Origin of the sequence: Achromobacter sp. UMC46 (assembly GCF_014170335.1) — a bacterium.
In the GTDB taxonomy this organism is placed as follows: domain Bacteria; phylum Pseudomonadota; class Gammaproteobacteria; order Burkholderiales; family Burkholderiaceae_B; genus Achromobacter.
The window spans coordinates 282,298-309,176 of the sequence record NZ_LZZS01000026.1; the positions used below are offsets into that span (position 1 = coordinate 282,298).

Consider the following 26,879-nt stretch of genomic DNA (forward strand, 5'->3'; position numbering starts at 1 on the left):
ATTCGCTCTACAATTCCGCCCCATGTCTATCCTCTTCCACGCCTATCCCCTGGCCCGCCCGGCGCTGTTCGCCATGGACGCGGAAACCGCCCACGAAGTCACGCTGTCGGGCCTGCAACGCGCCTACGAGTGCGGCGCCACGCGCAAGCTGATGCATGCGCAACCCCAGGCGCCCAGCACGCTGATGGGCATGCGGCTGGCCAACCCGATCGGGCTGGCGGCGGGCCTGGACAAGAACGGCGCCTATATCGACGCGCTGGGCAATCTGGGATTCGGTTTCATCGAAGTCGGCACGGTCACCCCGCGCGCGCAGCCCGGCAACCCGAAGCCGCGCATGTTCCGCCTGCCGCGCGCCAATGCGCTGATCAACCGTCTGGGTTTCAATAACCAGGGCCTGGACGCGTTCCTGGCCAACGTGCAGCGCAGCCAGTGGCGCAAGCAGGGCGGCATCCTGGGCCTGAACATCGGCAAGAACGCCGATACGCCGATCGAGCGCGCAGCCGACGATTACCTGATCGGCCTGGAAGGCGTGTATCCCCATGCCGACTACGTGACGGTGAATATTTCGTCGCCCAACACCAAAAACCTGCGCGCGCTGCAGAGCGGCGACGAGCTGTCGGCGCTGCTGGCGCAGTTGGCGGACAAGCGCCGGGCGCTGGAAGACCAGCACCAGCGCCGCGTGCCGATGGCCGTGAAGATCGCCCCTGACCTGACAGAAGAGCAGATCGACGCGATCGCCGACACGCTGCCGCGCCACGGCATCGACGGCGTCATCGCCACCAACACCACGCTGTCGCGCGATTCGGTCGCCGGCCTGGCGCACGCCGACGAAGCCGGCGGCCTGTCCGGCGCGCCGGTGCATGAACTGTCATTGAAAGTGATCCGCCGCCTGAAGGCACAACTGGGCGACAGTCTGGCCATCATCGGCGTGGGCGGCGTGATGTCGGGCCAGCAGGCCCGCGAAAAAATGGCCGCCGGCGCGGATGCCGTGCAGTTGTACACAGGACTGATCTATCGCGGCCCGGCCTTGGTCAGCGAGTGCGTCCACGCTGTCTCAAAAAGCTAGAGCCCCACGCAGGGCAAAAAAAAGGGGCCACCCGGTGGGTGGCCCTAATTCCAGCTCTGCTCTGTCACTCAACAGTACTACATTACTGCGATTTGCGCAGCATCGCGCGCCAGAGACTTAGGCGGTGCGACGGCTACGGCTGGCAACCTTGGTGGCGGCATCGGCGGCATCCGTTGCTGCCTTGAAGGTCGCGTTGGCGGCGGCATTCAGGTTCGATTCGGCGACTTCGGCAGCCTGCTTGGCGGCCTTGGTGACGGAATCGTAAGCGCTGGTCGCGGTGGCCAGCGAGGACTTGAACAGGGCGACGGCGCTTTCCGAGCCGGCCGGGGCGTTCTTCGAGAACTGGTCGACGGCTTCGCTCAGCTGTTGCTGGCCTTCGGCGATCTGTTCTTCGGTCAGCTTGACCAGGCTGCCTTGCACGCCGGCAACGATGTCATACACGTGCTTGGTGTAAGCCATGGCCTTTTCGGCGCCCGGCTGCAGCAGACCGGAGGCGAACGCCGCGGCTTCTTGCGGGTCTTTCACTTCGGCGGCTTGTTGCGAACGCTGGGCGACTTCGTCCAGGGTGGCGCGCACGACCTTCAGGTTCAGCTCGACCAGCTTTTCAAAGCCGGCGAAAACGGCGGACTGGGCGGCCACGAAAGTGTTGATGCTGGCCTTCTGGCGGTCCAGAACTTGTTGCGGAATTGCGCTCATAGAATGCTCCTTTATGGGTAGCCGGACGCTTCCGGCAAGTCAGGATGGTTGTCTGCGACGAAAAATAAAAACGTGCGCGGAAACTGGTACTACAAGCTACCGCCGGCCCGTTTGATGCACTGCACAATTCACATTCTAGACGGGCAATATTCCTTGTCAAGCAGTTTTTGTGCGACGCAACAAGTATTTGCACTTTTACGGTGCACGCCTTGGGCACGCCTCTGATCCTGCACAAGAATTTCCCATGATTCGGGAAATACCGGACATGACGGCGTATCAATTCTTTTCTAAACTGCTTTCACGCTGATGACAGACAAATACAAATCAAAAGTCAGCGGTCAATAACTACATCGCAGCAAGCAAAACCCCCTGCAATTGGAGACTTCATGACCCTTATTCCCCGCACGCTTTCGGCCCTGCTCGCGGCCAGCGCCCTGCTCGCGGCAGGCGTCGCCCACGCGGAATACCCGGAACGCCCCATCAATATGGTGGTGCCCTTCGCCGCAGGCGGCCCGACCGACAACGTCGCCCGCTCACTGGCGGAAGCCATGCGTCCGAGTCTGGGCCAGACGGTTGTGGTAGAAAACAAAGGCGGCGCCGGCGGCACCATCGGCACGACGCAAGTCGCCCGCGCCCAGCCGGACGGCTATTCCATCCTGCTGATGCACGCCGGCTTCTCCACGGCGCCGTCGCTGTACAAGAACCCCGGCTACGACCCGTACAAGAGCTTCGAGCCCATCGGCCTGGTCGTCGACGTGCCCATGACCATCATCGCGCGCTCGGACTTCCCGCCCAACAACATCAAGGAACTGGCCGAGTACGTCAAACAGAACAAGGACAAGGTCTCGCTGGCCAACGCCGGCATCGGCGCCGCCAGCCATCTGTGCGGCACCATGCTGGTCGAAGCGCTGGGCGTGCAGCTGCTGACGATCCCCTACAAGGGCACGGCGCCTGCCATGAACGACCTGCTGGGCAAGCAGGTGGACCTGCTGTGCGACCAGACCACCAACACCACGCAGCAGATCGAAAGCGGCAAGGTCAAGGCCTACGCCGTGACCAGCCTGCAGCGCGTCCCGACCCTGCCCAAGCTGCCGACCATGGACGAGTCCGGCTACAAGGGCTTCGACGTGGGCATCTGGCACGGGATGTGGGTGCCGAAGGGCACGCCCAAGCCGGTGGTGGACAAGCTGATCAAGAGCCTGCAGGCCGGCCTGGCCGACCCCAAGTTCCAGGAACGCATGAAGCAGCTGGGCGCCACGGTGCTGACGCCGGAAGCCAACCCGCAAGCGCTGGAAGCCAAGGTCAAGCAGCAAGTGCCCCAGTGGGCCGAGCTGTTCAAGAAGGCCGGCGTGGAACAGCAGTAAGGGGACGGCCCTGCGAAAACAGGGCCTTCCAACGAAAAGCCCCCCGCATGGGGGCTTTTTTCTGGGCGGCGAGGCGGTCAGGAAGGCCGCAAGGCTTCCGCCGCCATCCCCAGCCCGTTGAAACCGGTGGACACGGACGGCTCGTAACCCAAGGCTTCGGAGATGCTGGCTGCGGTGTCGACCAGGGCCTTGATCCAGTCGTCCTGCAGGCGTTCGGCCGGCGCCGAGATCGATAAGCCCGCCACCAGCTTGCCGGTGTCGTCGAAAATGCCTGCGGCGATGCATCGCACGCCCAATTCCAGTTCTTCGTTGTCGCGGGCGTAGCCGTGGCGGCGCACCAGGGCCAGTTCGCGTTCCAGGCGGTCCAGGTCCGTCAGGCTGTTGCGCGTGTGGCCGGCCAGGCCGGTGCGCAACGCATAGGCCCGCACCTGGCGCGTATCGCCGGTGGACAGGAACAGCTTTCCGGTGGAGGTCAGGTGCAAAGGCGCACGGCCGCCGATGGCGCGTACCACCTGCATGCCCGAGCGTTCGCTCCAGGCACGGTCGATGTAGACGATCTCGTCGCCCTGCTGGACAGACAGGTTGATCGTCTGCCCGGTCAGCTTGTGCAGCGAGCGCATGGCCGAAATCGCCGCCTCGCGCACGTTCAGGCGCCCCTTCACCAGCGAACCCAGTTCCAGCAGGCGCATGCCCAGCTGATACAGGCCGTTGTCCACGCGCTCGACGTAGCGGCCTACGACCAGGTCGTTCAGGATGCGGTGCGCGGTGGAGGCATGCAGGCCGGTGGTCGCGGACAATTCCTTGAGCGTCACCGGGTCTTGCTGGGCGGCCAGGGCGTCCAGCAGGCGCATGGCGCGCTCGATCACCTGGATGGCGATGGGATGGGCGGAAGCGCCTTCGGTTTCGGCGTCCAGGGGATTGCGGGGGGGCGAAAGACGGGGCATAGGGGAAGGATTGGGGCTAGTGCCGCGCCGCCGAAAAAAACCGGCCTTGCGGCAACGCAGCAAACAGTTCTTTCCCGTATTGTGAAATTTACCGCGCCATTTGGCAATCGGTTTTTCAGTAATAAACGGGGTGCGCCCCCGTTTACGCCAGTCAAGCTCAGTGGGCGGGCGGTGGCGCCAGCTTTCCGCCAAGGCGCAGCACTTCAGCCCGCAAAAACGCCAACGCCTCTGCGGCGGCGGCGGGTTCGCCCTTGACGCCCAGTTCGATGTGCGGCGTGCCGCCCGCTTCACCGACGCTCGGCAGGCTGAACGCCCGCACGTCCGGCCAGCGCGTTTCGACGCTGACCATGGCCGGCGTGATGCGCGATTCGGGCATGCTGAACACCAGGAAGGAATGCTCGACATGGGCGCGCACATGTTGCAGCGCACGATAACGGGTGTCCAGCGTCCATTCCAGCATCGGCCAGGCCATGACCGGGAAGCCCGGCACGAACGTGTGGTCGTGGATGAAGAAGCCCGGGATGCGGTTATACGGGTTCGGGACGATCTCGCAGCCTTGCGGGAACATGCCCATCTGCAGGCGCTGCTGGTTCTCGGGCGCGCTCATGTCGGCGGTGCCCTGCCCCTTGGCCGCCATTTCGGCGGTGCGCAGGGCGATCGCTTCTTCGGCTTCGGGGTGCAAGGCCAGCGGCAGGCCCAGCGCCGCGGCGGCGGCCTGGCGGGTGTGGTCGTCGGGCGTGCCGCCGATGCCGCCGCAAGAGAGCACCACGTCGCCGGTAGCAAAGCTGCGCCGATAGGCGGCGGCCAGCCTGTCGCGGTCGTCGGGCAGCACTTCGGCCCAGCTCAATTGCATGCCGCGCGCGCTGAGAAGCTCGACGACCTTGGAGAAATGCTTGTCCTGACGGCGGCCCGAGAGGATTTCATCCCCGACGATGATGAGGCCAATGCGGCGGGCGGCGGATTCTGCGGCCATGTCCGATTCCAAAGGGTAAGGGGAAGACGCCGATCAGACGTCGATGACGCGGTCCTCGCGCAAGCGCTTCAGCGCTTCCAGTCCGTAATGCGCGTAGACCAGCGCCGAGAACACCGGCAGGATAATCCACGCTGGCGGCAACAGGTTCAACAGCGAGCAGATCAGGCCGATGGTCCAGAAGCCGCCGTTGTTGCGTTCAAGGATCAGCTTGCGTTCTTCCGGGCTGGCGTGCTCGACGATGGCGTCCACGCGCATCATGCGCGAGAACGCGAACGCCCACCAGAAGATCGACAGCACGATGGCCATCGGCGGCACCAGCCACAGCGGCAGCGTCAACAGCCAGCCGGCGGCAAACGCCGCGGACACCCAGACGGCGTTCCAGACGCTGACCGCGGTGGCGTTCTTGCCCTGCCGCGCGACACTGGCGTATTCGCGCTGCCCGACGTGGCGCAGCACCAGCGGCATCACGAAGACCGCCGCGATCGCCAGACCCAGGATGCCCGATACCGGCAGCAGGATGGCCACCGCGACGATGGGCACCAGGTAGATCTTGAGGGAGAACAGCCCCATCGCCAGCATCCAGTCTTCGGCGCGGTTCACGAAGTCCCAGCGCGCCGCCTCGGCGGCCAGCCACTCGTTCAGCGGCGTCCAGAACAGGTACAACAGCAGGAAGGCGCCGACCAGCGCGATCAGGAACGGCAGCAGCACCGCGAACAGCATGGTCGGATGGCATTGGGAAACGAGCGCGCGCTTGAACGCCTGGCCCACGCTGACGGCGCCGGCTCCTGCGGTGGACAGGCGGCCGTTGGCGGGAGGAGGGGAATCAGTGCGCAATGCGGTCATGGGAGCGGAAAAAAGCGGTGGACATCCCGGGTATGATAGTCAAACACGCCTTCATCTGCTGACATGTCTCTACTTGTACCCGGCTCCGACCTGACCGCCCTGCGCGAGCGGCTGGGCGCAACCCCCGATACCTGGCTGGTGGCCTGCTTCTGCGCGGCCTGGTGCGACACCTGCGAGCAATACAGGCCCAAGCTGCAGGCGCTGGCCGACACGCTGCCGCAGCACGTCTTCGCCTGGATCGACATCGAAGACCACGCCGAACTTCTGGGCGATGAAGACGTCGAGAACTTCCCGACCCTGCTGGTGCAGATCGGTCCCCGCGTGGTGTTCTACGGCCCCATGCTGCCGCATATCGGGCACCTGGAACGGCTGCTGGAAAGTGTGGACGAAAACAGCCCGGCGATTGCCACGGAGCTGCCGGATCTGCCAAAGTTGCTGGCCGCCTGAACCCCGCCACGCTTCCAACGTGAAAAAACCCGCAAGGCCTTTCGGCGTTGCGGGTTTTTTCATGCTGACGCGCTTGAAGGCATCAGTTCTTGCGCGAACCGCCCAGCAGCACCGCCACTTGGCGCTTGGGCGCCGAAGACGTATTGCTGTTGTTGTTGTTGGGGGCGGCTTCTTCAGCCGTCGGTGCGGTCGACGAAGGCTCGTACGGCTTCAGGAAGAAGTCGTCGACCGGCTGGCGCGAGCCGCCGGAGGTGTAGCCCGAGCGGCGGTCAGACGACCGGCCGCGTTCACGGTCACCGCGGTCACCACGGTCGCCGCGGCTGTCGCGGCCGGCCTCGCGGCCTTCGCGCGAAGAACCGCTGCGCTCGTCGCTGCGGCGGTGGCTGCGCGCCACGGCATCAGCCGGCAAGTCGAGCGTGCCGCGCGGCACTTCTCGCTTGATCAGCTTTTCGATGTCGAGCAGGAAACGCTCTTCGTCGGCCGTGAACAGCGCGATGGCTTCGCCCGACGCGCCCGCGCGGCCGGTACGGCCGATGCGGTGCACATAGTCTTCGGCGTTGTAGGGCAGGTCGTAGTTGATGACGCAAGGCACGCCGGCCACGTCCAGGCCGCGGGCGGCCACGTCGGTGGCCACCAGCACTTCGAGTTCGCCGGCCTTGAAGGCTTCCAGCGCCTTCATGCGGTCGGCCTGCGTCTTGTCGCCGTGGATCGATTCGGCTTTGACGCCGTCGCGTTCCAATTCGCGAGCCAGGCGCGCCGTGCCGATCTTGGTGTTCGAGAACACGATGACCTGCTTCAGGCCGCGCGACTTCACCAGATGCACGACGGCGGCGCGCTTCGCGTCGCTCGGCATCTTGTAGGCGATCTGCGTGATCGTCGTGGCCGTGGCGTTGCGCGCCGCGACTTCGATTTCAACGGGATGATTCAGGTACGAACGGCCCAGCTTGCGGATTTCGTTGCTGAACGTGGCCGAAAACAGCAGGCCCTGACGCTGCGTGGGCAGCAGGCGGATGATGCGTTCCAGATCGGGCAGGAAGCCCATGTCCAGCATGCGGTCCGCTTCGTCCAGCACCAGGATGCCGACCTGGCTCAGGTTCACGTTCTTTTGTTCGACGTGGTCCAGCAAGCGGCCCGGGGTCGCCACCAGCACTTCGCAACCGCGGCGCAGCGCTTCTTTTTGCGGACCGATATCCACGCCGCCGAACACCACGGCCGAACGCAGCGGCGTCTGCTTGCTGTAGCGCTTGACGCTTTCGTACACCTGGTCGGCCAGCTCACGCGTGGGCGTGAGGATCAGCGCACGCACCGGATGGCGCGCAGGCGACGCGCTGGTGTTGGCCAGCGGCATCAGCCGGTGCAGGATGGGCAGCGTGAACGCGGCCGTCTTGCCGGTCCCTGTCTGGGCCGCGCCCATGACATCGCGCCCTTCCACCACGACGGGGATGGCCTGGGCCTGGATGGGCGTGGGGATGGTGTAGCCGGTTTCGGCGATGGACTGCAGCAACAGGGGATGCAGCCCGAAATCGGCGAACGTCGGCGCGGGCGCGTCAGCGGGGGGTGCTACGGATTGAGTGGATTCAGTCATCAGGGTTTGGCAGATACCGGGACCAGTGAAAAAGAACAAAACGAGAGTGCTACATGCACTGCACTACATATGCATCGGGGCAATCCGAATACGCGAGGCCGCAACGCAACGGCACGCTTGTGCCGCAAAGCGCTTTCGGCTTCGCGGACAATCGGCACCCTGCCTTGCTGGCCAGTCGGCGCATTCTGGATTCGATACTTATGAGGGCAGTACCAGGCCCGGATTGCTGTGGATAACTTAATTTTAACGCAGCCGCCTTACCACACGCTCAAACAGCGTGTATGTCCATCAGATGGACTATTTGTGACCAAAATTGGCACATCAGCCCGCCAACCAGCGCAGGCCCCACAGCACCAGCATGCCGACGATGATCACCAGCACGGCGCTGCGGGTGCGCAGGAACACCAGGACGGCGACCACGCCGGCCACCAGCTTGTAGTCGAACACCGGACCCAGGCCCGCCTTCCAGGGCAGCAGATCCGGCACCACGATGGCCGTCAGCGCAGCCGCGGGCGCGTAGCGCAGCGCGCGCCGTACGCCGTCCGGCAGGGGAATGTAGTCACCGAACAGCATGAAGCCGGCGCGCGTCAGCACGCTGCACAGGGCCAGCAGCAGGATGGCGGAATAGACGTAGAGCTCGGAAGGCCAGAGGGTCATGGTCGCGCCTTGAAGAAACGTTCCGCCCACATCCCGGCCACCACGCCGGCGATGACGGCCGCCGCCAGGCCCAGGCGCAGCGGCAGCACCTGGCCGACCCAGGCGACGACGCCGGCCGCCAGCATGGACACGAGCATCGGCTTGGAGCTGGCCAGCGGCACCGTAATCGCCAGCAGCGCCAGCACCGCGGCGAAATCCAGCGACCAGTTCGTGGGCACCATCGCCCCCAGATAAATGCCGACGATCGACGACGACTGCCAGACCAGCCAGCCCGGCACGATCGTGCCCAGGAAGAACCACAGCTGCTCGCGCGTGCCGCGCTCGGCCGAATCGCCATAGCGCGGCATGAACAGCACAAAACCCATGTCGGTCGTGAAGTAGCCCAGTCCCAGCCGCTTGGGCCAGGACATGTGCCGGAAATAGGGATGGAGCGCGGCGCCGAAGATGATGAAACGCAGGTTCACGACGCAGCCGGCGGCGAAAATCAGCCATAGCGGCGCACCCGTGGCGATCAGCGGCAGCGACGTCAATTGGGCGGACCCTGCGTAAAGCAGCAGGGTCATGGCCAGCGCCATGGTCTCGGTCAGGCCGGACTTGACCATGGCCACGCCGGTCACGAGCCCCCACGTCGCCGTCGCGATGAGGGCCGGCACGATGGCATGGATGCCGGCGCGGAATGCGGCCAGGCGTTCCTGGCGGATTTCGGGAAGCGCGGATTCAGAGGACAACTGCTGACCCCTGGCGATTCGGACAGGACGACATGGGAACTCTATCGGGTTGCGCGGGCCGAATGGCACCACGCTGGTGCGCGGACAGGGCGGTATTGTAACCTCGCCGCTTGATACAATAAGCGCCTTGAGTTTCTTGGCCGCCTGGAGCCTGACGCGCTGCGCCGGGCTTGGCGCTTTGTGTGGAGAAGACCATGTCGATGGCTGACCGCGACGGTTTCATCTGGTATGACGGCAAGCTCGTCCCATGGCGAGACGCGACGACGCACGTCCTGACGCATTCCCTGCACTACGGTCTGTCTGTCTTCGAAGGCGTGCGCGCCTACAAGTCCGAGATCGGCACCGCCATTTTCCGCCTGGAAGACCACACCAATCGCCTGTTCAATTCGGCGCACATCTACCAGATCCCCATGCCGTTCGATCGCGACACGATCAACGAGGCGCAACGGCTGGTCGTGCGCGAAAACCAGCTGGAATCCGGCTACCTGCGCCCGCTGGTGTTCTACGGCCCGGAAAAGATGGGCGTGTCGCCCAAGGGCGCCCGCGTCCACGTGGCCATCGCCGCCTGGCCCTGGGGCGCCTACCTGGGCGAAGACGCCCTGTCCCAGGGCATCCGCGTCAAGGTGTCGTCGTTCGCCCGCCAGCACGTGAACGTCACGATGCCGCGCGCGAAAGTCGCCACCACCTACGCCAATTCCATCCTGGCCAACACCGAAGCCCTGCAAGACGGCTACGACGAGGCCCTGCTGCTGGACACCGACGGCTTCGTGGCCGAGGGGTCCGGCGAAAACCTGTTCATCGTCAAGGACGGCGTGCTCTGCGAACCCGAGATCGCGTCCGCCCTGACCGGCATCACGCGCTCGACCATCCATGCGCTGGCGGCCGACTTCGGCTTGCGAGTGGTCACCAAGCGCCTGACACGCGACGACGTCTACATCGCCGACGAGGCCTTCTTCACCGGCACCGCCGCGGAAGTCACGCCGATCCGAGAGGTCGACAACCGCCAGATCGGCGCCGGCCGTCGCGGCCCCGTTACCGAGAAGTTGCAGATTGCATTTTTTGACATGGTGCACGGCCGCATCCCGAAGTACCATCACTGGCTAAGTAAAGTCTGATTCGCGCGGCCGTGCCCCGGCACGGCCGCAACATTGCCCCAACCTGCCGTTTATCGGTTTTTTTTCAGGAATATCCATGACCGCTGCTGCCCCGGCCGCCGTCCCCCACGCTCACGAAGTCATCGAGGTCGGCGCCGAAGACCTGCCCGTATTCTGTCCCGGCCCGAAGGCGCCCCTCTGGAGCATGCACCCCCGCGTGTTCCTGGACGTGGCCCGTTCCGGCTCTGCCAGCTGCGCCTATTGCGGCGCCGAGTACCGCCTGAAGGCCGGTACCGTGCTGCACGGCCACCACTAAGCCCGCCGCACAACGCCTACCCGCCACGCAGCCATGTTTGCCACCCCCGAAGAAGCCGAACACGCGTTCTACGAAGCCCTGGAACAGGGGGACGCCGTTCGCCTGATGCAGGTGTGGGCCGACGACGAAGAAGTCGTCTGCATCCACCCCGGCGGGCTGCGCATCGTCGGCCACTCGGCGGTGCACGAGTCCTGGCAGCAGGTGCTGGCAAATGGCCCGCTTCACGTCCGCCCGCTGCGCCCGCTGGTCATGCTGAGCATGATGTGCGCGGTGCATGTGCTGGTCGAGCAGGTGGCGGTGCGCACGCGGGAAGGCACGCAGTTCGCAAACTGCTACGCCACGAACATCTACCACAAGGGTCCCACCGGCTGGCGCATGGTCATGCACCATTCGTCGTCGGCGCCCACGGAAGCCGGGGTGCTCGATTTGCACGACGTACCCGACATGCTGCATTGAATCGGGTGGATTTTTAGTTGGCCGCTGCTCGTCTAGATATGTCCCCCTGCCCCGTTCCCTCCTGGTTGCCCGGAGGCGATGCCCAGACGGTTTACGCGTCGGTATTCGCGCAATACCACCGGATCGCGTTCGTGCGCGACCGCGTAGAGACGCCGGACACCGATTTCGTGGACTTCGACTGGACCGGCCCTGGCCTGTTCCCGCACAAGGCCGCCGACGGCGCGCCCGTCAGCGGGCAAGGCCCGGTCGCCAATGGCAAGACCGCCGCGGCGCGCTGGATGACGGACGCCGATTGGAAGTCGTTGCCGCAAACCCCCGACACGCCCGCGCTGATCCTGTTCCACGGACTGGAAGGCGGCAGCAACAGCCGCTACGCCCAGTCTGTCGCGCATTATTTCCGCGCGCGCGGCTGGATCGTCGTGATCGCGCACTTCCGCGGCTGCTCGGGCGTGCCCAACCGGCTGGCGCGCGCCTATTATTCGGGCGATTCCGCTGAAGTGGGCTTCCTGCTGGAAACGGTGCGCAGCCGCATCCCGCACGCGCGCTGGCATGCCGTCGGGGTGTCGCTGGGCGGCAACGCCCTGCTCAAGTATCTGGGCGAACACCAGGAAGACACCGGCTGGCTCACTGCCGCCGCGGGGGTGTCCGTGCCGCTGGATCTGGTCGCCTGCGGCAAGACGCTATCCACCGGCGTGTTCAACCGGCGCGTCTATTCGGCCCATTTCCTGAAGACGCTCAAGCACAAGGTGCTGGAGAAGGCCCACCGCTTTCCCGGCTCCATCGATGTGATGCGCATCGCGCACGCGCACGACCTGCGCGAATTCGACGACACCTACACCGCGCCGATGCATGGCTTCCGCAATGCCCTGGATTATTGGACGCGCGCGTCCAGCAAGCCCTGGCTGCCGAAGATCTCGGTGCCGACGCTGGTGCTCAACGCCCGCAACGACCCGTTCATCCCGGCGGCGTCGCTGCCCAAGCCCGAAGAGTGCGCGCCCGTCATCCTGCTGCACCAGCCCAGCGACGGCGGGCACGCCGGATTTCCCACGGGCGCCTTCCCGGCCCACCTGAACTGGTTGCCGCAGCGCCTGGGCCGATTCTTCGAAACCAGTCTGTAGGCCGTCCTCGGGGGCTCTGCCCCGGGATCCGGCGCCCGCGCTTCAGCCCGACTTGAAGCGTTCAAGCAATTGCCGCTCTTCGGCAAGCTTGTCCTTCACTTCCTTGATCTGCACGTCGATCTGCGATTGCTCGTAGAAGTCGGTGGACAGGCCGCGCGCCTGCTGCAGCTGCGACTCCGCCGCCGCGAAGGCCCCGGTCATGAGGTAGAAGCGCGCCAGGTCGCGCCGGGCCTGCACCGGCTTGCCGTTGCGCTCTTCGCTTTGCGCCAGCATCTGATAGAGGCTGGGCTCGTCGCTGCCCCACTGCTTGATCTTGGCGCGCAGATAGTCCTGCGCCTCGGCGTGGCGGCCGACGCTTTGCAGCGCCTGGGCATAGGCGATGCCCAGCGCCCGCTGGTCGGGCCAGCGCTTGGTGCCCGCCAGGGCCAGTTCCAGCGCGCGCGGGTACTCCTTGCGGGCCAGCGCGATATCGACGCTGAGCTTGGCCAGCTGCGCCGAATTCCGCCCGCCTGCCGTGGCCAGATTCCACAGGCGGTCCGCTTCGGCCAGATTGTTGCGCTGGAAGGCCTGTAAGGCCAGGCCGTAGTAGGCGGCGGACTGGCGCACGCCGGACAGGGCCTGGGCCTCGTCCTGCAATTGCTGGCCCGCCGAGCGCAGGCTGACGGCGTCGCGCCCCTGCACCACGCGCATCTTGGCGCGCACGTACCAGAAGTCGTCGGAGTCCACGTGACGCGACGGCGGTATCGAACGCACGCGGTTCTGCACATCGGACATGCGTTCGATGGACAGCGGGTGCGTGCTGGCCCAGGAACCGCCGCCCGCGCCTTCATTCAGCCGCGACGCGTTCATCAAGCGCGAGAACATTTGCGACATGCCTTCCGCGTCGTATCCCGCCTTGGTCAGCATCTGGAAGCCGGCACGGTCGGCCTCGCGTTCCGCATCGCGGGAAAAGCCCAGTTGGCGGTTGATGGCCGCGGCCTGGCCGAAAGCGGCCACGCCCATCGCCAGGTTGCCGCCGCCGCCCGCCAGGGCCGCCAGCAGCGCGCCGGCCAGGCTGGCCAGCATCAGCATGCCGTTCTGGCTCTGTTGCGTCATGCCGCGCGCGATGTGGCGCTGCACGACGTGGCCGATTTCGTGGGCCACCACCGCAGCCAGCTCGGATTCGCTGCCGGACGATACGATCAGGCCGGTATTGATGCCGATAAAGCCGCCGGGCATGGCGAACGCGTTGATTTCAGGGTCGCGCACGCCGAACATTTCCACTTCCGGCACCGCGCCGGGCGCAAAGGCCGCCAGCTTGCGGCCCATGGTGGTCAGGTACTGACTGAGCTCAGGATCGTCGACGTACGTCGGGTCGCGCCGGCCTTGCGACATGATCGCTTCGCCCAGACTGCGTTCCAGCATGGGGGAAAGATCGGCTGCCGAGGCGGCGCCCATCGTGGGCAGGCCTACCGGCTGCGCCCAGGCGGCGACTGGGATGGAGGGGGCGAGCAAGGCGGCGCACAGTCCGGCGATCGCGCCCCGTTTCGCAATAGAGCAAATGGATGGCATTTTCCTGCGGTTCATAAGCCTATGATAGCGATGAGCTTAAAATGTTTCACCGATACCCCAAACGAGGTCTCAATGCGTCCCGTCCGTAAAGCCGTTTTCCCTGTCGCCGGCATGGGCACCCGCTTCCTGCCCGCCACCAAGGCGATGCCCAAGGAAATGCTGCCCGTGGTCGACAAGCCGTTGATTCAATATGCCGTTGAAGAGGCCGTGGCCGCCGGCATCACCGACCTTATTTTTGTGACCGGCCGCAACAAGCGCGCGATCGAAGACCACTTCGATTCCGCGCCCGAGCTTGAATCCGACCTGGAAAGCAAAGGCAAGCACGAGCTGCTGGCGATGGTGCGGGGCATTCTACCTGCGCACGTGAATTGCCTCTACATCCGGCAATCGGCCCCGCTGGGCCTGGGCCACGCCGTGCTGTCGGCCGCCCCCGCCGTCGGCGACGAGCCGTTTGCCGTATTGCTGGCCGACGACCTGATCGATGCCGACACGCCCGCCATGAAGCAACTGGTGGACATCGCCGTCGCGCAGAACGCCAGCGTGCTGGGCGTGCAGGACGTGCCGCGCGCCGACACCCGCAAGTACGGCATCGTTGCCACGCGCGACGGCGACGCCCGGCTGGATCCCCGGACTGAGCGCGTCACGCATATCGTTGAAAAGCCCGAACCCGACGCCGCGCCGTCCACGCTGGCCGTCGTTGGCCGCTACGTGCTGGAAGCCGCCATCTTCGATCACCTGCGCTCGACCAAAATGGGCGCCGGCAACGAAATCCAGCTGACCGACGGCATCGCCTCGATGATGCGCGAACGCGCGGTGTTCGCGCACCGTTTCGACGGCGTGCGCTACGACTGCGGCAACAAGGCGGGCATGTTCCAGGCCACCGTGGCGCTGGGCAGGAAGTACCACGGCCTGCTGCCCGAATAATCCTGTGGCGCGCCCGCGCTAGGTAGACACCGCCGCGCGGGCCTTGGCCCGTGCGCGGGCATCGCGGTCGACCTTGCGCAAACGCCCCTTGCCGGACAGGCGCATCAAGGTCCCCAGCGCCACCATCAGGCCGATCACCTCGACCAGCGCCGCCGGTATCCACATGGTCAGGCCGCCGATAGTCTGATCCGTCTGGGCGGACATCGCGATGGCGCGGCCGCACAATTCGAACAACGGGTAGATATCGCTTTCGGTGAAGGCGATGACGGCGCCCGCCACCATTTGCGGCAGCATGGTCAACACGGGCGAAATGACCCGGCCACCCGGCGTCATGGCCGCGGGCGGCGCGGGACGGCGGTCCAGGATCAGGTTCCAGTACATGAAACCGCTGATCACGACGGACCAGTTCATCAGCCGGTACAGGCGCCAGTCCAGCATGGAATAGAATTGCACCGACGGGATCAGCCACACCAGCACCAGGAAGACGAACAGCGTCGGCACGAAGATCTTGTTGGTCAGCACCGCGACCGTGGCCCGCCCCGTGCCCGTGCGCAGGAAATCACGCAGCCGGATGCGCCAGCTCATCGGTAGCCCGGCCCGCATGACCTGCCCCGGGAAAGCCGCCATCACCAGCAGCGGCCCCAGATGGTGCAGCACCAGATGCTGGATGCGGTGGATGAAGAACATGCGCTCGGCGTAGTAGTCCACCCGGGTGTGCATCGACAGGTACAGCAGCACGAGGCCCGCCCAGAAGAAGACCCGGCGCGCGCCCGTCACATGGTGGACCCGCTGGCCGCGCACGAACAGCACGATCGCCACCACGAAGGAGGCGACCAGCGTGGGAGAGAACTCCCAGGGTATGAGCCATTCAAGACTATCCATGCGGGCTATCCGAAAGACATCCAGGAAGACGGGGCCGGCGCCAGGCGCCATGCCTGCCGATTGTAGTAGACCCCGCCAGCCCTTGCTCCGGTGCCCCGGAGGGATCAGAAATGGTGCGAAACGCCCGCTCCGACGCGCGTGGTGTGGGAATTGGCAGGGTCGAACTGGTTGTCCAGCGTGTAATTCGACGCGTAACCGGCAAAACCGTACAGCGTCGTGCGCGGGGACAACGCGTAGGTATAACCCAGGGTCACCAGTTGCGCCTTGCGCGCCGTCATGCCGTTGTCCCAATGCCAGTCCGGCCGTGCCAGCGACCATTGCACCAGGACGGCGCCGGGTCCGACGGGCACGCTGGCGCCCGCCAGCCATGCGTCGACCGTGCCGCCGCGCACGAAAGGCGCCGGGCCCAGGCCCAGCCCCAGTCCGTCGGGGTCGCCCCCGTCCAGCCCCGCGTAGCCGTTCTTCTGGCGTGACCAGGCCAGGGACACCTTGATCACTTCGAAATCGTAAGAGGCGCCCAGTTGCACCGCCTGGGGCCGGCCGCCGCTGCCTTCGGGCGCATCAGCCAGCCGCAGCTGGTCCCACGTGGCCACCGCCAGCAACGGGCCATGCTCTGCCTTCACGCCCATGCTGAGCGCGCGCGGGTTCTGAGCGGTGCGGAATCTGCCCTGGTCTCCGGCATCGAACGAATACCCGAACCCCGCCTGCAGCCCGTTCCAGGTGGGCGAGGTGACATTGACCATATTGCTCAACTGGAAGTTGTCGGATGCCTTGAAGGTGGCGCCCATGCCCATGTCCTTCCAGGACGCGATCTCCAAAGCGTTGCCGTAGACCTGGCCGATCGTGTGCTGGCGCCCCAGCCGCAATTCGCCCACGCTGTCGTGGCCGATCCCGACCCAGGCCGCGTAGTTGAACAGGCGTCCTTCATCCGCCGCGTTGCCGTTGGACGGGTCGAACCCGCTTTCCAGCTGGAAGCTGCTGCGCCAGCCCGCCCCCAGGTCGTCGGCGCCCTGCAATCCCCATAGGGAATCCGTCAGGCCGCCATTGAGCACGCCGCTCCGGCTGCCCTGGCCCGACACGCTCGTCACGGCCACGCCGGCGTCCACGACGCCGTACAAGTGCATGCCATAACCGTCTTCGGCGGCGGACGCCGCCAGCGGCAGGCCCATTCCGCCCACCACAGCCACGGCAAAAAATGCGAATCTCATCGTCTTCTCCCGATGGCGGCGGGCATCCGGCCCGCCGCGCCATGCAAAGATCTACTGCCAGCCGTAGCGGCGTACCCAGACACCCTTGAGCAATTGCGTCAATACGCAGTAGCTCAACAAGATCCCCACGAGCCACGGGAAGTAGCTCCACGGCAAGGCTTGCAGCTGGAAATACTCGGCCAGCGGCGAGAACGGCAGAACCAGGCCCATCACCACCACCATCATCGTCATCACCATCAGCGGCCACGCGGCCCGGCTTTGCAGGAAGGGAATCCGGCGCGTGCGGATCATGTGCACGATCAGCGTCTGCGACAGCAAGCCTTCGACGAACCAGCCCGACTGGAACAGCGTCTGGTGCTCGGGCGCGTTGGCCTGGAACACGTACCACATGAGCGCATAGGTGGCGATGTCGAAGAGGGAGCTGATCGGACCGAAGAACACCATGAAGCGGCCCAGGCCGTCCGGGTCCCATTGCTGCGGCTTTTTCAGGAGTTCTTCGTCGACATTGTCGAACGGAATCGCCGTCTGGGAGATGTCGTACATCAAATTCTGCAGCAGCAGATGAATGGGCAGCATCGGCAGGAAGGGCAGGAAGGCGCTGGCCACCAAGACCGAAAACACGTTGCCGAAGTTCGAGCTGGCCGTCATCTTCAGGTACTTGAGCATATTGCAGAAGGTCTTGCGGCCTTCGATCACCCCGTCCTCCAGCACCATCAGGCTCTTCTCCAGCAGGATGATGTCGGCGGCCTCCTTCGAAATATCCACCGCCGAATCCACCGAAATGCCCACGTCGGCGGCCCGCAGGGCCGGCGCGTCATTGATGCCGTCCCCCATGAAGCCCACCGTATTGCCCTGCGCGCGCAGGCTGCGCACGATGCGCTCCTTGTGCGCGGGGGTCAGCCGGGCGAACACGTTGGCCTCGCGCACCGCCTCCGCCAGCCGCGCGTCGTCCATGGCTTCGATCTCGGTGCCCAGATAGACGCGGCGCACCTCGAAATCCACTTCGCGGCAGACTTTCTGCGTGACCAGCTCGACGTCGCCCGTCAGCACCTTGACCTCGATGCCCGAGGCTTTCAACGCCGCCAGCGCGGGGCCGGTCGATTCCTTGGGGGGATCCAGGAAGGCGATATAGCCCACCAGCACCAGATCGGACTCGTCGGCCACGCCATAGGCCTGCTGCGTGGGCGGCATTTCCTTGACGCCCACCGCGATCACCCGCAAGCCGTCGCGGTTCAGTTCCGCCGTCACCCGGCGGATGTCCGCCCGGCGCGAATCGGTCAGCAGGTGCTCCTCGCTGCCCACGCGCAGCCGGGTGCAGGCAGACAGCATTTCCTCCAGCGCGCCCTTGCAGATCAGTTCATGGTGGTCGCGGCCGTTCTCGGTCTCGTTGACCACGACCGACATGCGCCGCCGCGAAAAATCGAAGGGGATCTCGTCGACCTTGCGGTAGCGGGACGCCAGGTTCAGCCGGCGCTGGACTTCGGCATGCTGCAGCACCGCCACGTCCAGCAGGTTCTTCAAGCCGGTCTGGTAGTAGCTGTTCAGATAGGCATAGGCCAGCACATCGTCGCTGCTGGTGCCGTAGACGTCCGTGTGGCGCTCCAGCACGATGCGGTCCTGCGTCAGCGTGCCGGTCTTGTCGGTGCACAACACGTTCATCGCGCCCAGGTTCTGGATGGCGTCCAGCCGCTTGACCACGACTTTACGCCGCGACATGCGCAAGGCGCCCTTGGCCAGCGTGGCCGTGACGATCATCGGCAGCATTTCGGGGGTCAGCCCCACCGCGATGGCCAGGGCGAACAGCAGCGCTTCAAGCCAGTCGCCCTTGGTGAACCCGTTGATCAGCATGACGATCGGCGCCATGACCAGCATGAATCGGATCAGCACCCAGCTGACCCGATTGATGCCTTGCTGGAACTGCGTGGGCGCGCGGGTCGCCTGCGTGACCCGTCCCGCCAACTGACCGAAGTACGTGCCGGCTCCCGTCGCGACAACCAGCGCGCTGCCCGAGCCGCTGACCACATTGGTCCCCATGAAGGCCATGTTCTCGAGTTCCAGCGAATTGCCGGTCTCCACGCGCTGGACGGCGTGCTTTTCGACCGGCAGGGATTCGCCGGTCAGCGCGGCCTGCGCGATGAAGAGGTCCTTGGCGTTCAGGATGCGGCAGTCGGCGGGGATCATGTCGCCCGCGGACAGCAGCACCACATCGCCCGGCACCAGTTCGGCCAGGGGCACTTCCCGCTGGTGCGAGCCGGACGCGTGCAACGGCGCCCCATACGGGCGGCGGCCGTCGCCGTCCGCCGCAGGCGCCATCGCACCGCTGCGCAGCACGGTGGCGGTGTTCTGCACCATGGCCTTCAGCGCTTCGGCCGCGCGGTTCGAACGAAGCTCCTGGGCAAAGCGCAGCACCGTCGAGATCACGACCATCGACCCGATGATCACGACCGCCGTCCAGGACTGGTCATCCGGTTCGGCCATCCACACGTCGGTCAGCCAGGACAGGGCCGCCAGTGCGGTCAGCAGCAGATTGAAGGGGTTGCGATAGGACAGCCACAGATGCGCGGGCCAGGAAAGGGGCTTTTCGTGGTCGACTTCGTTGGCGCCGTGACGCTCGCGCGCCGTCTGCGCCTGCGCCTCGGACAAGCCGCCGCGGCCGCTGCCCAGCAGCAGGAACAAGGCGTCCAGGCCCATGCGGGACAGGTCGAGCATGCGACGGTTGGCGCGTCGCGACGTGTCGGAAGCGGCAGATGCTGCAACGGCATCGACGCCTTGCTCAAGCATGGGGGACCGCCGGAAGTGGCGACCTGCGCGCCGCCGGCCCGCAGCGGATGAGAAAAACGATTTCAGGAAGGTAAACATCGGAGTGCTCCGGCTTTTGGTGTTGTTGTCGGAGACACGGGCGGGCCTGCCCATTGGGCTGCGCGCGGGCAGCAGCGGGCCGCGGCTTTCGCGGGAAAGCCGTCAATCCGCCACGTACGGGCGTGCGCAGGCACCGGGGCAATGTTGCCGGTGTCCGGATCGCGTCGAAGTCGCGCCGGGTGCGGAAAACGGAAAAGGGGCTAGCTAGGGAATCGGGACCGGCGCCGTTGGCGTGTAGAGGCCTGGCCGGGGATTCTTTGCTGCGGAGTCCGTAGGAGCCGGAATGACTGTCCGGCCGGTCGGCTCGCAGGGAGGAGACAGGTCAGACAGGCATGCCGGCGCCATGCACGTGGCGCGATCGAGGTTCGGGGTCTAAGGCACTAGGCATGGTCTCTCCTGTGGGGAATGGCGCGGCGTCAGGCCATCGACGCGGCTTGCGCGCCGAAATGCACGTGGCGCACGGCGGGGTTGGCGCTCAGGCGCCGGGCTTGCGACATCAGTTCCGCCCGCAGCTCCGGGGGGCAATTGACGGTGATGCAAGCCGACGCCATGCTCGGGTCATGGCCCTGGTCGATCTGTACTTGCGAGACATCCAGGCCGGCGGCGCTGAAGTCCAGGCAGATCTGCTTGCGCAAGGCGCCCAGTTCGTCGCGCGGACAGATGACCGTCAAACGCGACGTGCCGCGGCGGCGGCCCAGGGCGGTGGCGCGGTCTACACCGGCGCGGCGTAGGAACAAGTCGAAGAAACGCATAACGACCTCCATTGCAAGAATGAGGAGCGTGATCGCGAGTACGCGTGCGCGCCTGCGCGGCGCATGACGTGCGGGCACAAGACGTGCACGAACGCGGGCGCTGCGACGAGCGGCGGTTCTGGCGGTTTACGTTGGGGAGATTCCCGGCAAGCCGAAGGCCTGCGCTATTGCCTGGGAGGGAACCCGGGGCTTGGGATACGCCGCAACCTGCATGACAGGATGCGGCAGATGGAGTTCTGCGTGTTTCCTGTCAGACAGCGAGGTCGATGCAAGATCGACTACTTTCGCCGGAATCGGTATTCACGAAGACTGCTCCTGGGATGGATAACAGAGGGAGTTTACGCGGGTTTCCACTGATGGACAAGGTTTATGCGCCGCAAAAGCGCTCAAAACGGGCAAAAGGAGGCAAAAACGGCGCAAGCTCCGCAATACTTGCGCCGTCAACCGGTTTTCGGCTGCGGGTCAGGCGTAGAAGTGCCACCCCAGATAGGCCGCGAATAGCGCATAGAAGCCGCCCACCGCCGACAGCGCCGGCACGCTCATCACCGACCGGCGGAAACGCAGCCACAGCAGGCCGATGGACAACATCGTGAACAGGCCCGCAGCCAGCAAGGGGGCGTCCAGCAGCCACGGCGTCATGAAAATGCCCAAGGCGCTGGGAATGGTCGCCTGAATCATCATGGCGCCCGAGATGTTGGCCAGCGCCAGGCGTTCCTTGCCCTGGCGCACCCAGATCAGCGCGTTCATGATTTCGGGCAATTCGGTGGCGACCGGAGCCAGCAGCAAGGCGGCCACGTGCGGGGATGCGCCCATGAATACGCCCAGCACCTCGATCTGGTTCACGAACACGTGCGAGGCGCCCGCGATGACAACCAGCGCCAGGATCGTCTGCGACGCGGCCCAGAACATGGTGGGGTCCTCGTCCCGGGGACGCAATTTCAGGGGCTCCAGGTCTTCGCTGTCGGTGCGTTCCTCGTCGTGGCTCAGTTCGCGCTTGATGTACAGCCCGTAGGTCGCCAGGAACAGGATGCCCAGCCAGGGCTTCCACGCAAAGGCCAGCAGGCCCAGTCCCACCTTGAAGATGAAGATGCCCATGAACCAGGCCTGGTCGCGGGCCAGCCGGCGCTGGTCCGCGTTGATACAGTTGGCTTGCGTCGCCTGGCTCCGGCGCGCACGCCACAGGGCGAAGCCCACCACGGCGTACGCCAGCGTCGCCAGCACCAGCGGGCCGCCCATGGCCGCGCCGACGCCGATGTCTTTCTGTTCGGGGGTTTCGCCAAATACCACGGCCATGAAGGTGACTGCGCTTTCCGGCAGCGCGGTGCCGAACGCGGCCAGCACGGTGCCGGTGGCGGTAGCGCCCAGATGGAAGCGGTGTCCGACCCATTCGACGCCATTGACGAAGAATTCGCAGGCGAAGTAAATCACTGCCGCGGACAGGAAAAACAGAAACAGGGTGAGCAACATATGAACGCAGCCGGACGAGCAGAAACCAATTGGCGCGACGCAGCGGCTCGCCCGGCTAGGGTGAACGCAACGCGGCCAAAGGTCTCGCCTGGCTGATCCATGCCGCGGGCAGGCCGCATGCATGGAAACCGTTAGCGCCATGGAGTTCTAGCAACCGCTACGCGGCCCTGAACCACCAAGTCTGTTGACGCTAACTCCTTTGGGGACAAAGGATGGCTACTCCCCAATGACAGAGCCGCGATTGTAGCAGCGCGTACCTGACGGTCCAGTGAATTCCCACGCGGGCGCCGCGGGATCCCCGTCCGCTGTTGTTTCCGCGCGATAGCGGGGTAAAGTAAGCCGCATCCACACCTATCGCGGGGTTCGCACCCCTGCCCGCCATGAGCCTGCCTCCCGCCGACATCGCCCCCTTCGCCGCCCGGCGCCAACGCCTGATGGACCGGATGCGCGCCGACGGCGGCGGCATCGCCATCCTGCCGACCGCCCCCGAAGCGATCCGCAACCGCGATGCCGAGTACCCGTACCGCCACGACAGCGATTTCTTCTACCTCACCGGGTTCACCGAGCCGGGCGCCTGGCTGGTGCTGATTGCCGGGGCGACCGACCGCGCCGTGCTGTTCTGCCGCCCGCGCCATGTCGAACACGAGATCTGGGAAGGCAAGCGCTTCGGCCCCGAGGCCGCCGCGGCGCATTTCGGCTTCGACGACGCCCATGCGCTGGACGCGCTGGACGAACTGGTGCCCGCGCTGATGCTGGACCACCCCACCCTTTACGCCCCGCTGGCCGGCGACAAGCGCACCGACGGCCGCCTGCACCGCTGGCTGGCCGCGGCCCGCGAGGCCAGCCGCGCCGGCCATGCGCCGCCTTCGCGCCAGCAGGACATCCGCCCCGTGCTGGCGGACATGCGGCTGATCAAGGATCCCGCCGAAATCGCCGCGATGCGGCGTGCGGCGAAGATCTCGGCCGGCGCGCATGCGCGCGCCATGCGGGCCGCCCGCGCCGGCATGCGCGAATACGAACTGGAAGCCGAACTGCTATATGAATTCCGCCGCCACGGCGCGCAGTCCGTGGCCTACAACAGCATCGTCGCCACGGGCGCCAACGCCTGCGTGCTGCATTACCCGGCCGGCGAAGCCGTGTTGCGCGATGGCGACCTGGTGTTGATCGACGCTGGCTGCGAGGTCGACAGCTACGCCAGCGACATCACCCGCACGTTCCCCGTGAACGGCCGCTACAGCGGCCCGCAGCGCGCGCTGTACGACCTGACGGTGGCGGCGCAGGAAGCCGCGGCCCAGGCCACCGCCCCCGGGCGCACCTTCAACGACGGCCACGAGGCCGCGCTGCGGGTGCTGGCGCAGGGCATGCTGGACCTGAAACTGTTGAAAGGTTCGCTGGACGGCGTATTGGAATCCGGCGACTACAGCCGCTTCTACATGCACCGCACCGGCCACTGGCTGGGGCTGGACGTCCATGACGTGGGCGACTACCGCCAACCCGGCCCGGCCCAGGGCGCCGACCGGCCCTGGCGCAAACTGGAGCGCGGCATGATGCTGACGATCGAGCCGGGCATCTACGTGCGGCCGGCCGACGACGTGCCGGAAAGCTACTGGAACATCGGCATCCGCACGGAAGACGATGCGCTGGTCACGGACGAAGGCTGTGAGCTGATCACGCGCGGCGTGCCGGTAGAGGCCAGCGAGATCGAAGCGCTGATGCGCGAATAGCCGGCCAGGCAGCTTCAGCCCGACTGCACCGGCCCTACAGCACCAGCCCGTCCAGCCAGCCCATCGCCACCCAGACGTAAACCACCACCATGGCGATGGCGAACATCGAGACGACCGAGCCCACCAGGCAGGCCAGGATGGCGACCAGCACCGGCCCCCATCCCGTGGAGGTAGGCCGGCCCAGGCCGTCGTTGTACAGGCGGTCGAATTTCTCGTCAGGCATCAGCGAGAACACCGCGCTTTCAATGAACCCGTCGATCATCGGGACGAAGACCAGGAAGAACGCGGGGTTGTCGTACCAGACGGGATAGAAGCGGAACGCGCAGAACAGGCAGGCCAGCGACAGCGTGGTCACCAGCCAAGCGTGACGCCGGCCCAGATACCACCAATGGGCGCCCAGCCACCCGAACAGGCACGCCAGCAGCCCGACGGCGAGTTTGCCGCGCGGACGGCGGGCGGATACGGCGGACAGCGAAGGGGAAGCCTGAACCTGCGTCATATCGATCAACCGGGAGGGTGGGCCCGCGCGACCCGCCGCGCCGGCTGTCCCGGATTGTAGTGGACGGTTAAAATCGCGACATGACTGCATCCGCCTTCGACATTGCGATTCTTGGCGCCGGCCCCGTGGGCCGCGTGCTGGCCCTGATGCTGGCGCGCGTGGCGCCGGATCCGGCCCGCATCGCGCTGCTGGCGGGCACCGCGCCCGCTCCGGCCACGCCCGGCGCGGGCGTGCCCGTCGCCGACCCTCGCGTGCTGGCCATGAACCATGGCAGCCGCGTGCTGCTGGAATCCCTGCATGCCTGGCCCGAACGGTCGGCCGACATCCGCAACATCCATGTCTCGCAGCGCGGGCGGCTGGGCCGCACCGTGATCCAGAACACCGATTTCGGCGTGCCGCAGCTGGGCAGCGTGGTCGCCTATTCCGGGCTGCTCGCCAAGCTGGACGCGTGTGTGGCCGCCTGTGGCGTCACCGTCCTGTCCGGCCCCGCCGCGCAGGTGGACCGCCAGGACGCCGACGGCGTGCTCATCCAGCAAGGCGGCGACACGCTGCGCTGCCAGGTCGCCGTGCAGTCCGACGGCGCGGGCGCGACCGACGTGCGCCGCGACTACGGCCAGCACGCCGTGCTGACGACGGCGCAGGCCACCCTGCCGCGCCGCGGCTGGGCCTGGGAACGCTTCACCGCCGAAGGGCCGCTGGCCCTGCTGCCCCATCCGCAGACGCCCGACGCCTACTCCGTCGTGTGGTGCAGCGCCCCGGAACGCGCCACCGAACTGGCCGCGCTGGACAACGCGGCCTTCTCGCAAGCGCTGTCGGCCGCTTTCGGCGACCGCCTGGGCCGGCTGTCCAGCCAGGCCCCGCGCCACGTCTTCCCGCTGGCGCTGGCCGCGCGCCGGGCCCAGGTGCAAGGCCGCGTGGCCGCCATCGGCAATGCCGCGCAGACGCTGCACCCCGTCGCGGGCCAGGGCCTGAACCTGGGGCTGCGCGACGCGGCCCGGCTGGCCCAGACGCTAGCCGGTTGGCTCGCCCGCCCCGAGGCCAGCCCCACCGTCCTGCTGGCCGAATTCGCGAAAGCGCGCCAGGTCGACCGCTTCATCACCGCCGGCCTGACCGACCTGATGCCCCGCGTGTTCGCCACCCGCCTGGCGCCGGTCGAGCATGCCTGCGGTCTGGCCTTGCTGGGGATGGATCTGGCCTCGCCCCTGCGCGCGCCGCTGGCCCAACATCTGCTGCAAGGTTTCCGCGCCTGATTCCGCGGCGTTCCGCCCCCTTGCCGGGGACGGAACCGTCCGCTTCCGCCTCCGTTTGTTACCAAGCTGTTGCCAGCTGAAAACGGGGGTTCGATCGAGCCGGTTAAAATGTGACCATGCGCATAGGCCAATGGACCCTTCCCAACAATGTTCTTGTCGCGCCCATGGCGGGCGTGACGGACCGCCCTTTCCGGCAACTTTGCAAGAAGTTGGGGGCGGGCTATGCCGTGTCGGAAATGGCCGCCAGCAACCCCAAGCTGTGGGATAGCGTCAAGACGTCCCGCCGCCTGAACCACGACGGCGAAATCGCCCCCATTTCCGTGCAGATCGCCGGCGCCGACCCGGCCATGATGGCCGAGGCGGCCGTGTTCAACGCCGGCAAGGGCGCCCGGATCATCGACATCAATATGGGATGCCCGGTGAAAAAAGTCTGCAACGTGGCGTCGGGCTCGGCGCTGCTGCGCCATGAAGACCTGATCGTCCGGATCCTGGACGCCGTCGTATCGGCCTGTGCGCCGCTGGGCGTGCCGGTCACGCTGAAGACCCGCACCGGCTGGGATCGCGACAGCCGCAACGCCTTGCGCGTGGCCAAACTGGCTGAAAACGCTGGCATCGCGGCCTTGACCCTGCACGGCCGCACGCGCGCCGACCTCTATACGGGCGAGGCGGAATATGACACTATCCGCGCCGTCAAGGCCGAGCTGACGATTCCCGTGATCGCAAACGGGGATATCGACTCGCCTGAAAAAGCCAGGCGCGTCCTGGATTACACTGGCGCCGACGCGGTCATGATTGGCCGGGCGGCCCAGGGCCGTCCCTGGATTTTCCGCGAAATCGACCACTACCTGCGCACGGGCGAAACACTGGCCCCTCCCTCCTATGGAGAAATGCGCGAGCTGCTGCTCGAACATCTCGACGACCATTACCAGTTCTATGGCGAGCACACCGGCGTACGCACGGCGCGCAAACATATCGGCTGGTATCTGGACGGCCTGCCGGGGGCGGATTCGTTCTGCGCCCGCATGAACCTGATCGACAACACCCGCGACCAGTGGCGGGCGGTGTCTGATTGGTTCGACATCATCTCGCGCGACGGCGAGCCCCACCCGGCGCCGGTCGCAGAAGCCCTGCTGGCGGCATAACCGCCTCAACACCAACATAAAAATATCTGTACTCAAATGAGCAAGAAAGATGTCCTGGAAGAATGCGTGCGCGCCAGCCTGGAGCGCTATTTCGAAGACTTGGGTGAATCCGAGCCCCACGATATGTGGGACATGGTGATGCGCTGCGTGGAGCGCCCGGTGCTTGAAGTGGCGCTGGAGCGGTCGGGCGGCAACCAGTCGCGGGCATCCGAAATGCTGGGCATCACCCGCAACACCCTGCGCAAGAAGTTGCTGGCGCACAATATCCAGGTATAGCTTTTCCGCGTGGACGGCCCCCGTCGGGCGCCGTCCGCCCCTTCCCCCCCGATTTCCC

26 protein-coding genes and 1 riboswitch are annotated in these 26,879 nt (G+C 66.0%); of the genes, 12 read left to right on the plus strand and 14 right to left on the minus strand.

Going from position 1 to position 26,879, the window contains the following annotated elements; all coding sequences use genetic code 11:
- Nucleotides 1-22 precede the first annotated feature (22 nt).
- Nucleotides 23-1,066 carry a quinone-dependent dihydroorotate dehydrogenase gene (locus A9973_RS19665; RefSeq protein ID WP_183015361.1) on the plus strand — a complete coding sequence of 348 codons (1,044 nt, stop codon included), beginning with the start codon at nucleotides 23-25 and terminating at the stop codon, nucleotides 1,064-1,066.
- A gap of 117 nt (nucleotides 1,067-1,183) precedes the next feature.
- Here the strand turns inward: A9973_RS19665 and phaP are convergent, their stop codons facing one another.
- On the minus strand, nucleotides 1,184-1,762 hold the full coding sequence (gene phaP / locus A9973_RS19670) for a TIGR01841 family phasin (protein WP_105555332.1): 579 nt from the start codon (nucleotides 1,760-1,762) through the stop codon (nucleotides 1,184-1,186).
- Nucleotides 1,763-2,148: 386 nt separating this feature from the next.
- On the opposite strand from phaP, the gene A9973_RS19675 reads away from it, so the two are divergent.
- Nucleotides 2,149-3,126, plus strand: coding sequence for a tripartite tricarboxylate transporter substrate binding protein BugD (locus A9973_RS19675; RefSeq protein ID WP_183015362.1), 978 nt, complete (start codon nucleotides 2,149-2,151; stop codon nucleotides 3,124-3,126).
- A 77-nt stretch (nucleotides 3,127-3,203) separates the two neighbouring features.
- On the opposite strand, the gene A9973_RS19680 is transcribed toward A9973_RS19675, so the two are convergent.
- From A9973_RS19680 to A9973_RS19690, 3 genes are all read right to left on the minus strand, one after another.
- On the minus strand, nucleotides 3,204-4,070 hold the full coding sequence (locus A9973_RS19680; protein WP_169270510.1) for an IclR family transcriptional regulator: 867 nt from the start codon (nucleotides 4,068-4,070) through the stop codon (nucleotides 3,204-3,206).
- 157 nt (nucleotides 4,071-4,227) lie between these two features.
- Complete coding sequence (locus A9973_RS19685; protein ID WP_183015363.1) at nucleotides 4,228-5,043, minus strand: molybdopterin-binding protein; 816 nt, start codon at nucleotides 5,041-5,043, stop codon at nucleotides 4,228-4,230.
- A 33-nt stretch (nucleotides 5,044-5,076) separates the two neighbouring features.
- Nucleotides 5,077-5,886, minus strand: a complete 810-nt coding sequence (locus tag A9973_RS19690) for an EI24 domain-containing protein (RefSeq protein ID WP_183015364.1) — start codon at nucleotides 5,884-5,886, stop codon at nucleotides 5,077-5,079.
- A gap of 63 nt (nucleotides 5,887-5,949) precedes the next feature.
- Between A9973_RS19690 and A9973_RS19695 the strand changes: the two genes are divergently transcribed.
- Nucleotides 5,950-6,333 (plus strand): thioredoxin family protein, encoded by a 384-nt coding sequence (locus A9973_RS19695; protein ID WP_183015365.1) that lies wholly within the window; start codon nucleotides 5,950-5,952, stop codon nucleotides 6,331-6,333.
- 82 nt (nucleotides 6,334-6,415) lie between these two features.
- Here the strand turns inward: A9973_RS19695 and A9973_RS19700 are convergent, their stop codons facing one another.
- The 3 genes from A9973_RS19700 to A9973_RS19710 all read right to left on the minus strand — a co-directional run bounded on the left by A9973_RS19700 (nucleotide 6,416) and on the right by A9973_RS19710 (nucleotide 9,303).
- A complete protein-coding gene (locus A9973_RS19700; protein WP_183015366.1) occupies nucleotides 6,416-7,918 on the minus strand; it encodes a DEAD/DEAH box helicase in 1,503 nt (500 codons plus the stop codon).
- A gap of 321 nt (nucleotides 7,919-8,239) precedes the next feature.
- On the minus strand, nucleotides 8,240-8,575 hold the full coding sequence (locus A9973_RS19705; RefSeq protein ID WP_183015367.1) for an AzlD domain-containing protein: 336 nt from the start codon (nucleotides 8,573-8,575) through the stop codon (nucleotides 8,240-8,242).
- Complete coding sequence (locus A9973_RS19710) at nucleotides 8,572-9,303, minus strand: AzlC family ABC transporter permease (protein ID WP_183015368.1); 732 nt, start codon at nucleotides 9,301-9,303, stop codon at nucleotides 8,572-8,574. The genes A9973_RS19705 and A9973_RS19710 overlap by 4 nt, the downstream gene beginning before the upstream one ends.
- Before the next feature lie 194 nt (nucleotides 9,304-9,497).
- On the opposite strand from A9973_RS19710, the gene A9973_RS19715 reads away from it, so the two are divergent.
- From A9973_RS19715 to A9973_RS19730, 4 genes are all read left to right on the plus strand, one after another.
- Nucleotides 9,498-10,418 carry a branched-chain amino acid transaminase gene (locus A9973_RS19715; RefSeq protein WP_183015369.1) on the plus strand — a complete coding sequence of 307 codons (921 nt, stop codon included), beginning with the start codon at nucleotides 9,498-9,500 and terminating at the stop codon, nucleotides 10,416-10,418.
- Nucleotides 10,419-10,494: 76 nt separating this feature from the next.
- Nucleotides 10,495-10,713, plus strand: a complete 219-nt coding sequence (locus A9973_RS19720; RefSeq protein ID WP_054424547.1) for a zinc-finger domain-containing protein — start codon at nucleotides 10,495-10,497, stop codon at nucleotides 10,711-10,713.
- A gap of 33 nt (nucleotides 10,714-10,746) precedes the next feature.
- Nucleotides 10,747-11,169, plus strand: coding sequence for a nuclear transport factor 2 family protein (locus tag A9973_RS19725; protein WP_105555342.1), 423 nt, complete (start codon nucleotides 10,747-10,749; stop codon nucleotides 11,167-11,169).
- 17 nt (nucleotides 11,170-11,186) lie between these two features.
- Nucleotides 11,187-12,287: a YheT family hydrolase gene (locus tag A9973_RS19730; protein WP_183015370.1), complete on the plus strand. Its 1,101-nt coding sequence runs from the start codon at nucleotides 11,187-11,189 to the stop codon at nucleotides 12,285-12,287.
- 42 nt (nucleotides 12,288-12,329) lie between these two features.
- Here the strand turns inward: A9973_RS19730 and A9973_RS19735 are convergent, their stop codons facing one another.
- Nucleotides 12,330-13,853: a M48 family metalloprotease gene (locus tag A9973_RS19735; protein WP_183015371.1), complete on the minus strand. Its 1,524-nt coding sequence runs from the start codon at nucleotides 13,851-13,853 to the stop codon at nucleotides 12,330-12,332.
- Nucleotides 13,854-13,910: 57 nt separating this feature from the next.
- On the opposite strand from A9973_RS19735, the gene galU reads away from it, so the two are divergent.
- Entirely contained in the window at nucleotides 13,911-14,762 is an 852-nt protein-coding gene (gene galU / locus A9973_RS19740; RefSeq protein WP_183015372.1) for a UTP--glucose-1-phosphate uridylyltransferase GalU, read from the plus strand.
- An 18-nt stretch (nucleotides 14,763-14,780) separates the two neighbouring features.
- Here galU and A9973_RS19745 read toward each other — a convergent pair whose 3' ends face one another.
- From A9973_RS19745 to A9973_RS19765, 5 genes are all read right to left on the minus strand, one after another.
- Complete coding sequence (locus A9973_RS19745; RefSeq protein ID WP_183015390.1) at nucleotides 14,781-15,653, minus strand: cytochrome c oxidase assembly protein; 873 nt, start codon at nucleotides 15,651-15,653, stop codon at nucleotides 14,781-14,783.
- 95 nt (nucleotides 15,654-15,748) lie between these two features.
- Entirely contained in the window at nucleotides 15,749-16,852 is a 1,104-nt protein-coding gene (locus tag A9973_RS19750) for a porin (RefSeq protein ID WP_183015373.1), read from the minus strand.
- 51 nt (nucleotides 16,853-16,903) lie between these two features.
- Nucleotides 16,904-19,711, minus strand: a complete 2,808-nt coding sequence (gene mgtA, locus A9973_RS19755; RefSeq protein WP_183015374.1) for a magnesium-translocating P-type ATPase — start codon at nucleotides 19,709-19,711, stop codon at nucleotides 16,904-16,906.
- A 416-nt stretch (nucleotides 19,712-20,127) separates the two neighbouring features.
- The gene (locus tag A9973_RS19760; protein ID WP_183015375.1) at nucleotides 20,128-20,463 is read right to left on the minus strand and encodes a hypothetical protein; all 336 of its coding nucleotides are present in this window, start codon (nucleotides 20,461-20,463) and stop codon (nucleotides 20,128-20,130) included.
- A 462-nt stretch (nucleotides 20,464-20,925) separates the two neighbouring features.
- Nucleotides 20,926-21,930: a sodium:calcium antiporter gene (locus A9973_RS19765; RefSeq protein ID WP_183015376.1), complete on the minus strand. Its 1,005-nt coding sequence runs from the start codon at nucleotides 21,928-21,930 to the stop codon at nucleotides 20,926-20,928.
- 80 nt (nucleotides 21,931-22,010) lie between these two features.
- Nucleotides 22,011-22,174: riboswitch (yybP-ykoY riboswitch) on the minus strand.
- 136 nt (nucleotides 22,175-22,310) lie between these two features.
- On the opposite strand from A9973_RS19765, the gene A9973_RS19770 reads away from it, so the two are divergent.
- Nucleotides 22,311-23,654 (plus strand): aminopeptidase P N-terminal domain-containing protein, encoded by a 1,344-nt coding sequence (locus tag A9973_RS19770; protein WP_183015377.1) that lies wholly within the window; start codon nucleotides 22,311-22,313, stop codon nucleotides 23,652-23,654.
- Nucleotides 23,655-23,688: 34 nt separating this feature from the next.
- Here A9973_RS19770 and A9973_RS19775 read toward each other — a convergent pair whose 3' ends face one another.
- Nucleotides 23,689-24,153: a TM2 domain-containing protein gene (locus tag A9973_RS19775; RefSeq protein ID WP_183015378.1), complete on the minus strand. Its 465-nt coding sequence runs from the start codon at nucleotides 24,151-24,153 to the stop codon at nucleotides 23,689-23,691.
- 80 nt (nucleotides 24,154-24,233) lie between these two features.
- Here A9973_RS19775 and A9973_RS19780 point away from each other — a divergent pair, with 80 nt between their 5' ends.
- The 3 genes from A9973_RS19780 (at nucleotide 24,234) to A9973_RS19790 (ending at nucleotide 26,821) form a co-directional block, all read left to right on the plus strand.
- Nucleotides 24,234-25,403: a UbiH/UbiF/VisC/COQ6 family ubiquinone biosynthesis hydroxylase gene (locus A9973_RS19780; RefSeq protein WP_183015379.1), complete on the plus strand. Its 1,170-nt coding sequence runs from the start codon at nucleotides 24,234-24,236 to the stop codon at nucleotides 25,401-25,403.
- 116 nt (nucleotides 25,404-25,519) lie between these two features.
- Nucleotides 25,520-26,545, plus strand: coding sequence for a tRNA dihydrouridine synthase DusB (gene dusB, locus A9973_RS19785; RefSeq protein WP_183015391.1), 1,026 nt, complete (start codon nucleotides 25,520-25,522; stop codon nucleotides 26,543-26,545).
- Between the two features lie 36 nt (nucleotides 26,546-26,581).
- Nucleotides 26,582-26,821, plus strand: a complete 240-nt coding sequence (locus tag A9973_RS19790; protein WP_006217670.1) for a helix-turn-helix domain-containing protein — start codon at nucleotides 26,582-26,584, stop codon at nucleotides 26,819-26,821.
- The last annotated feature ends 58 nt before the right edge of the window (nucleotides 26,822-26,879 follow it).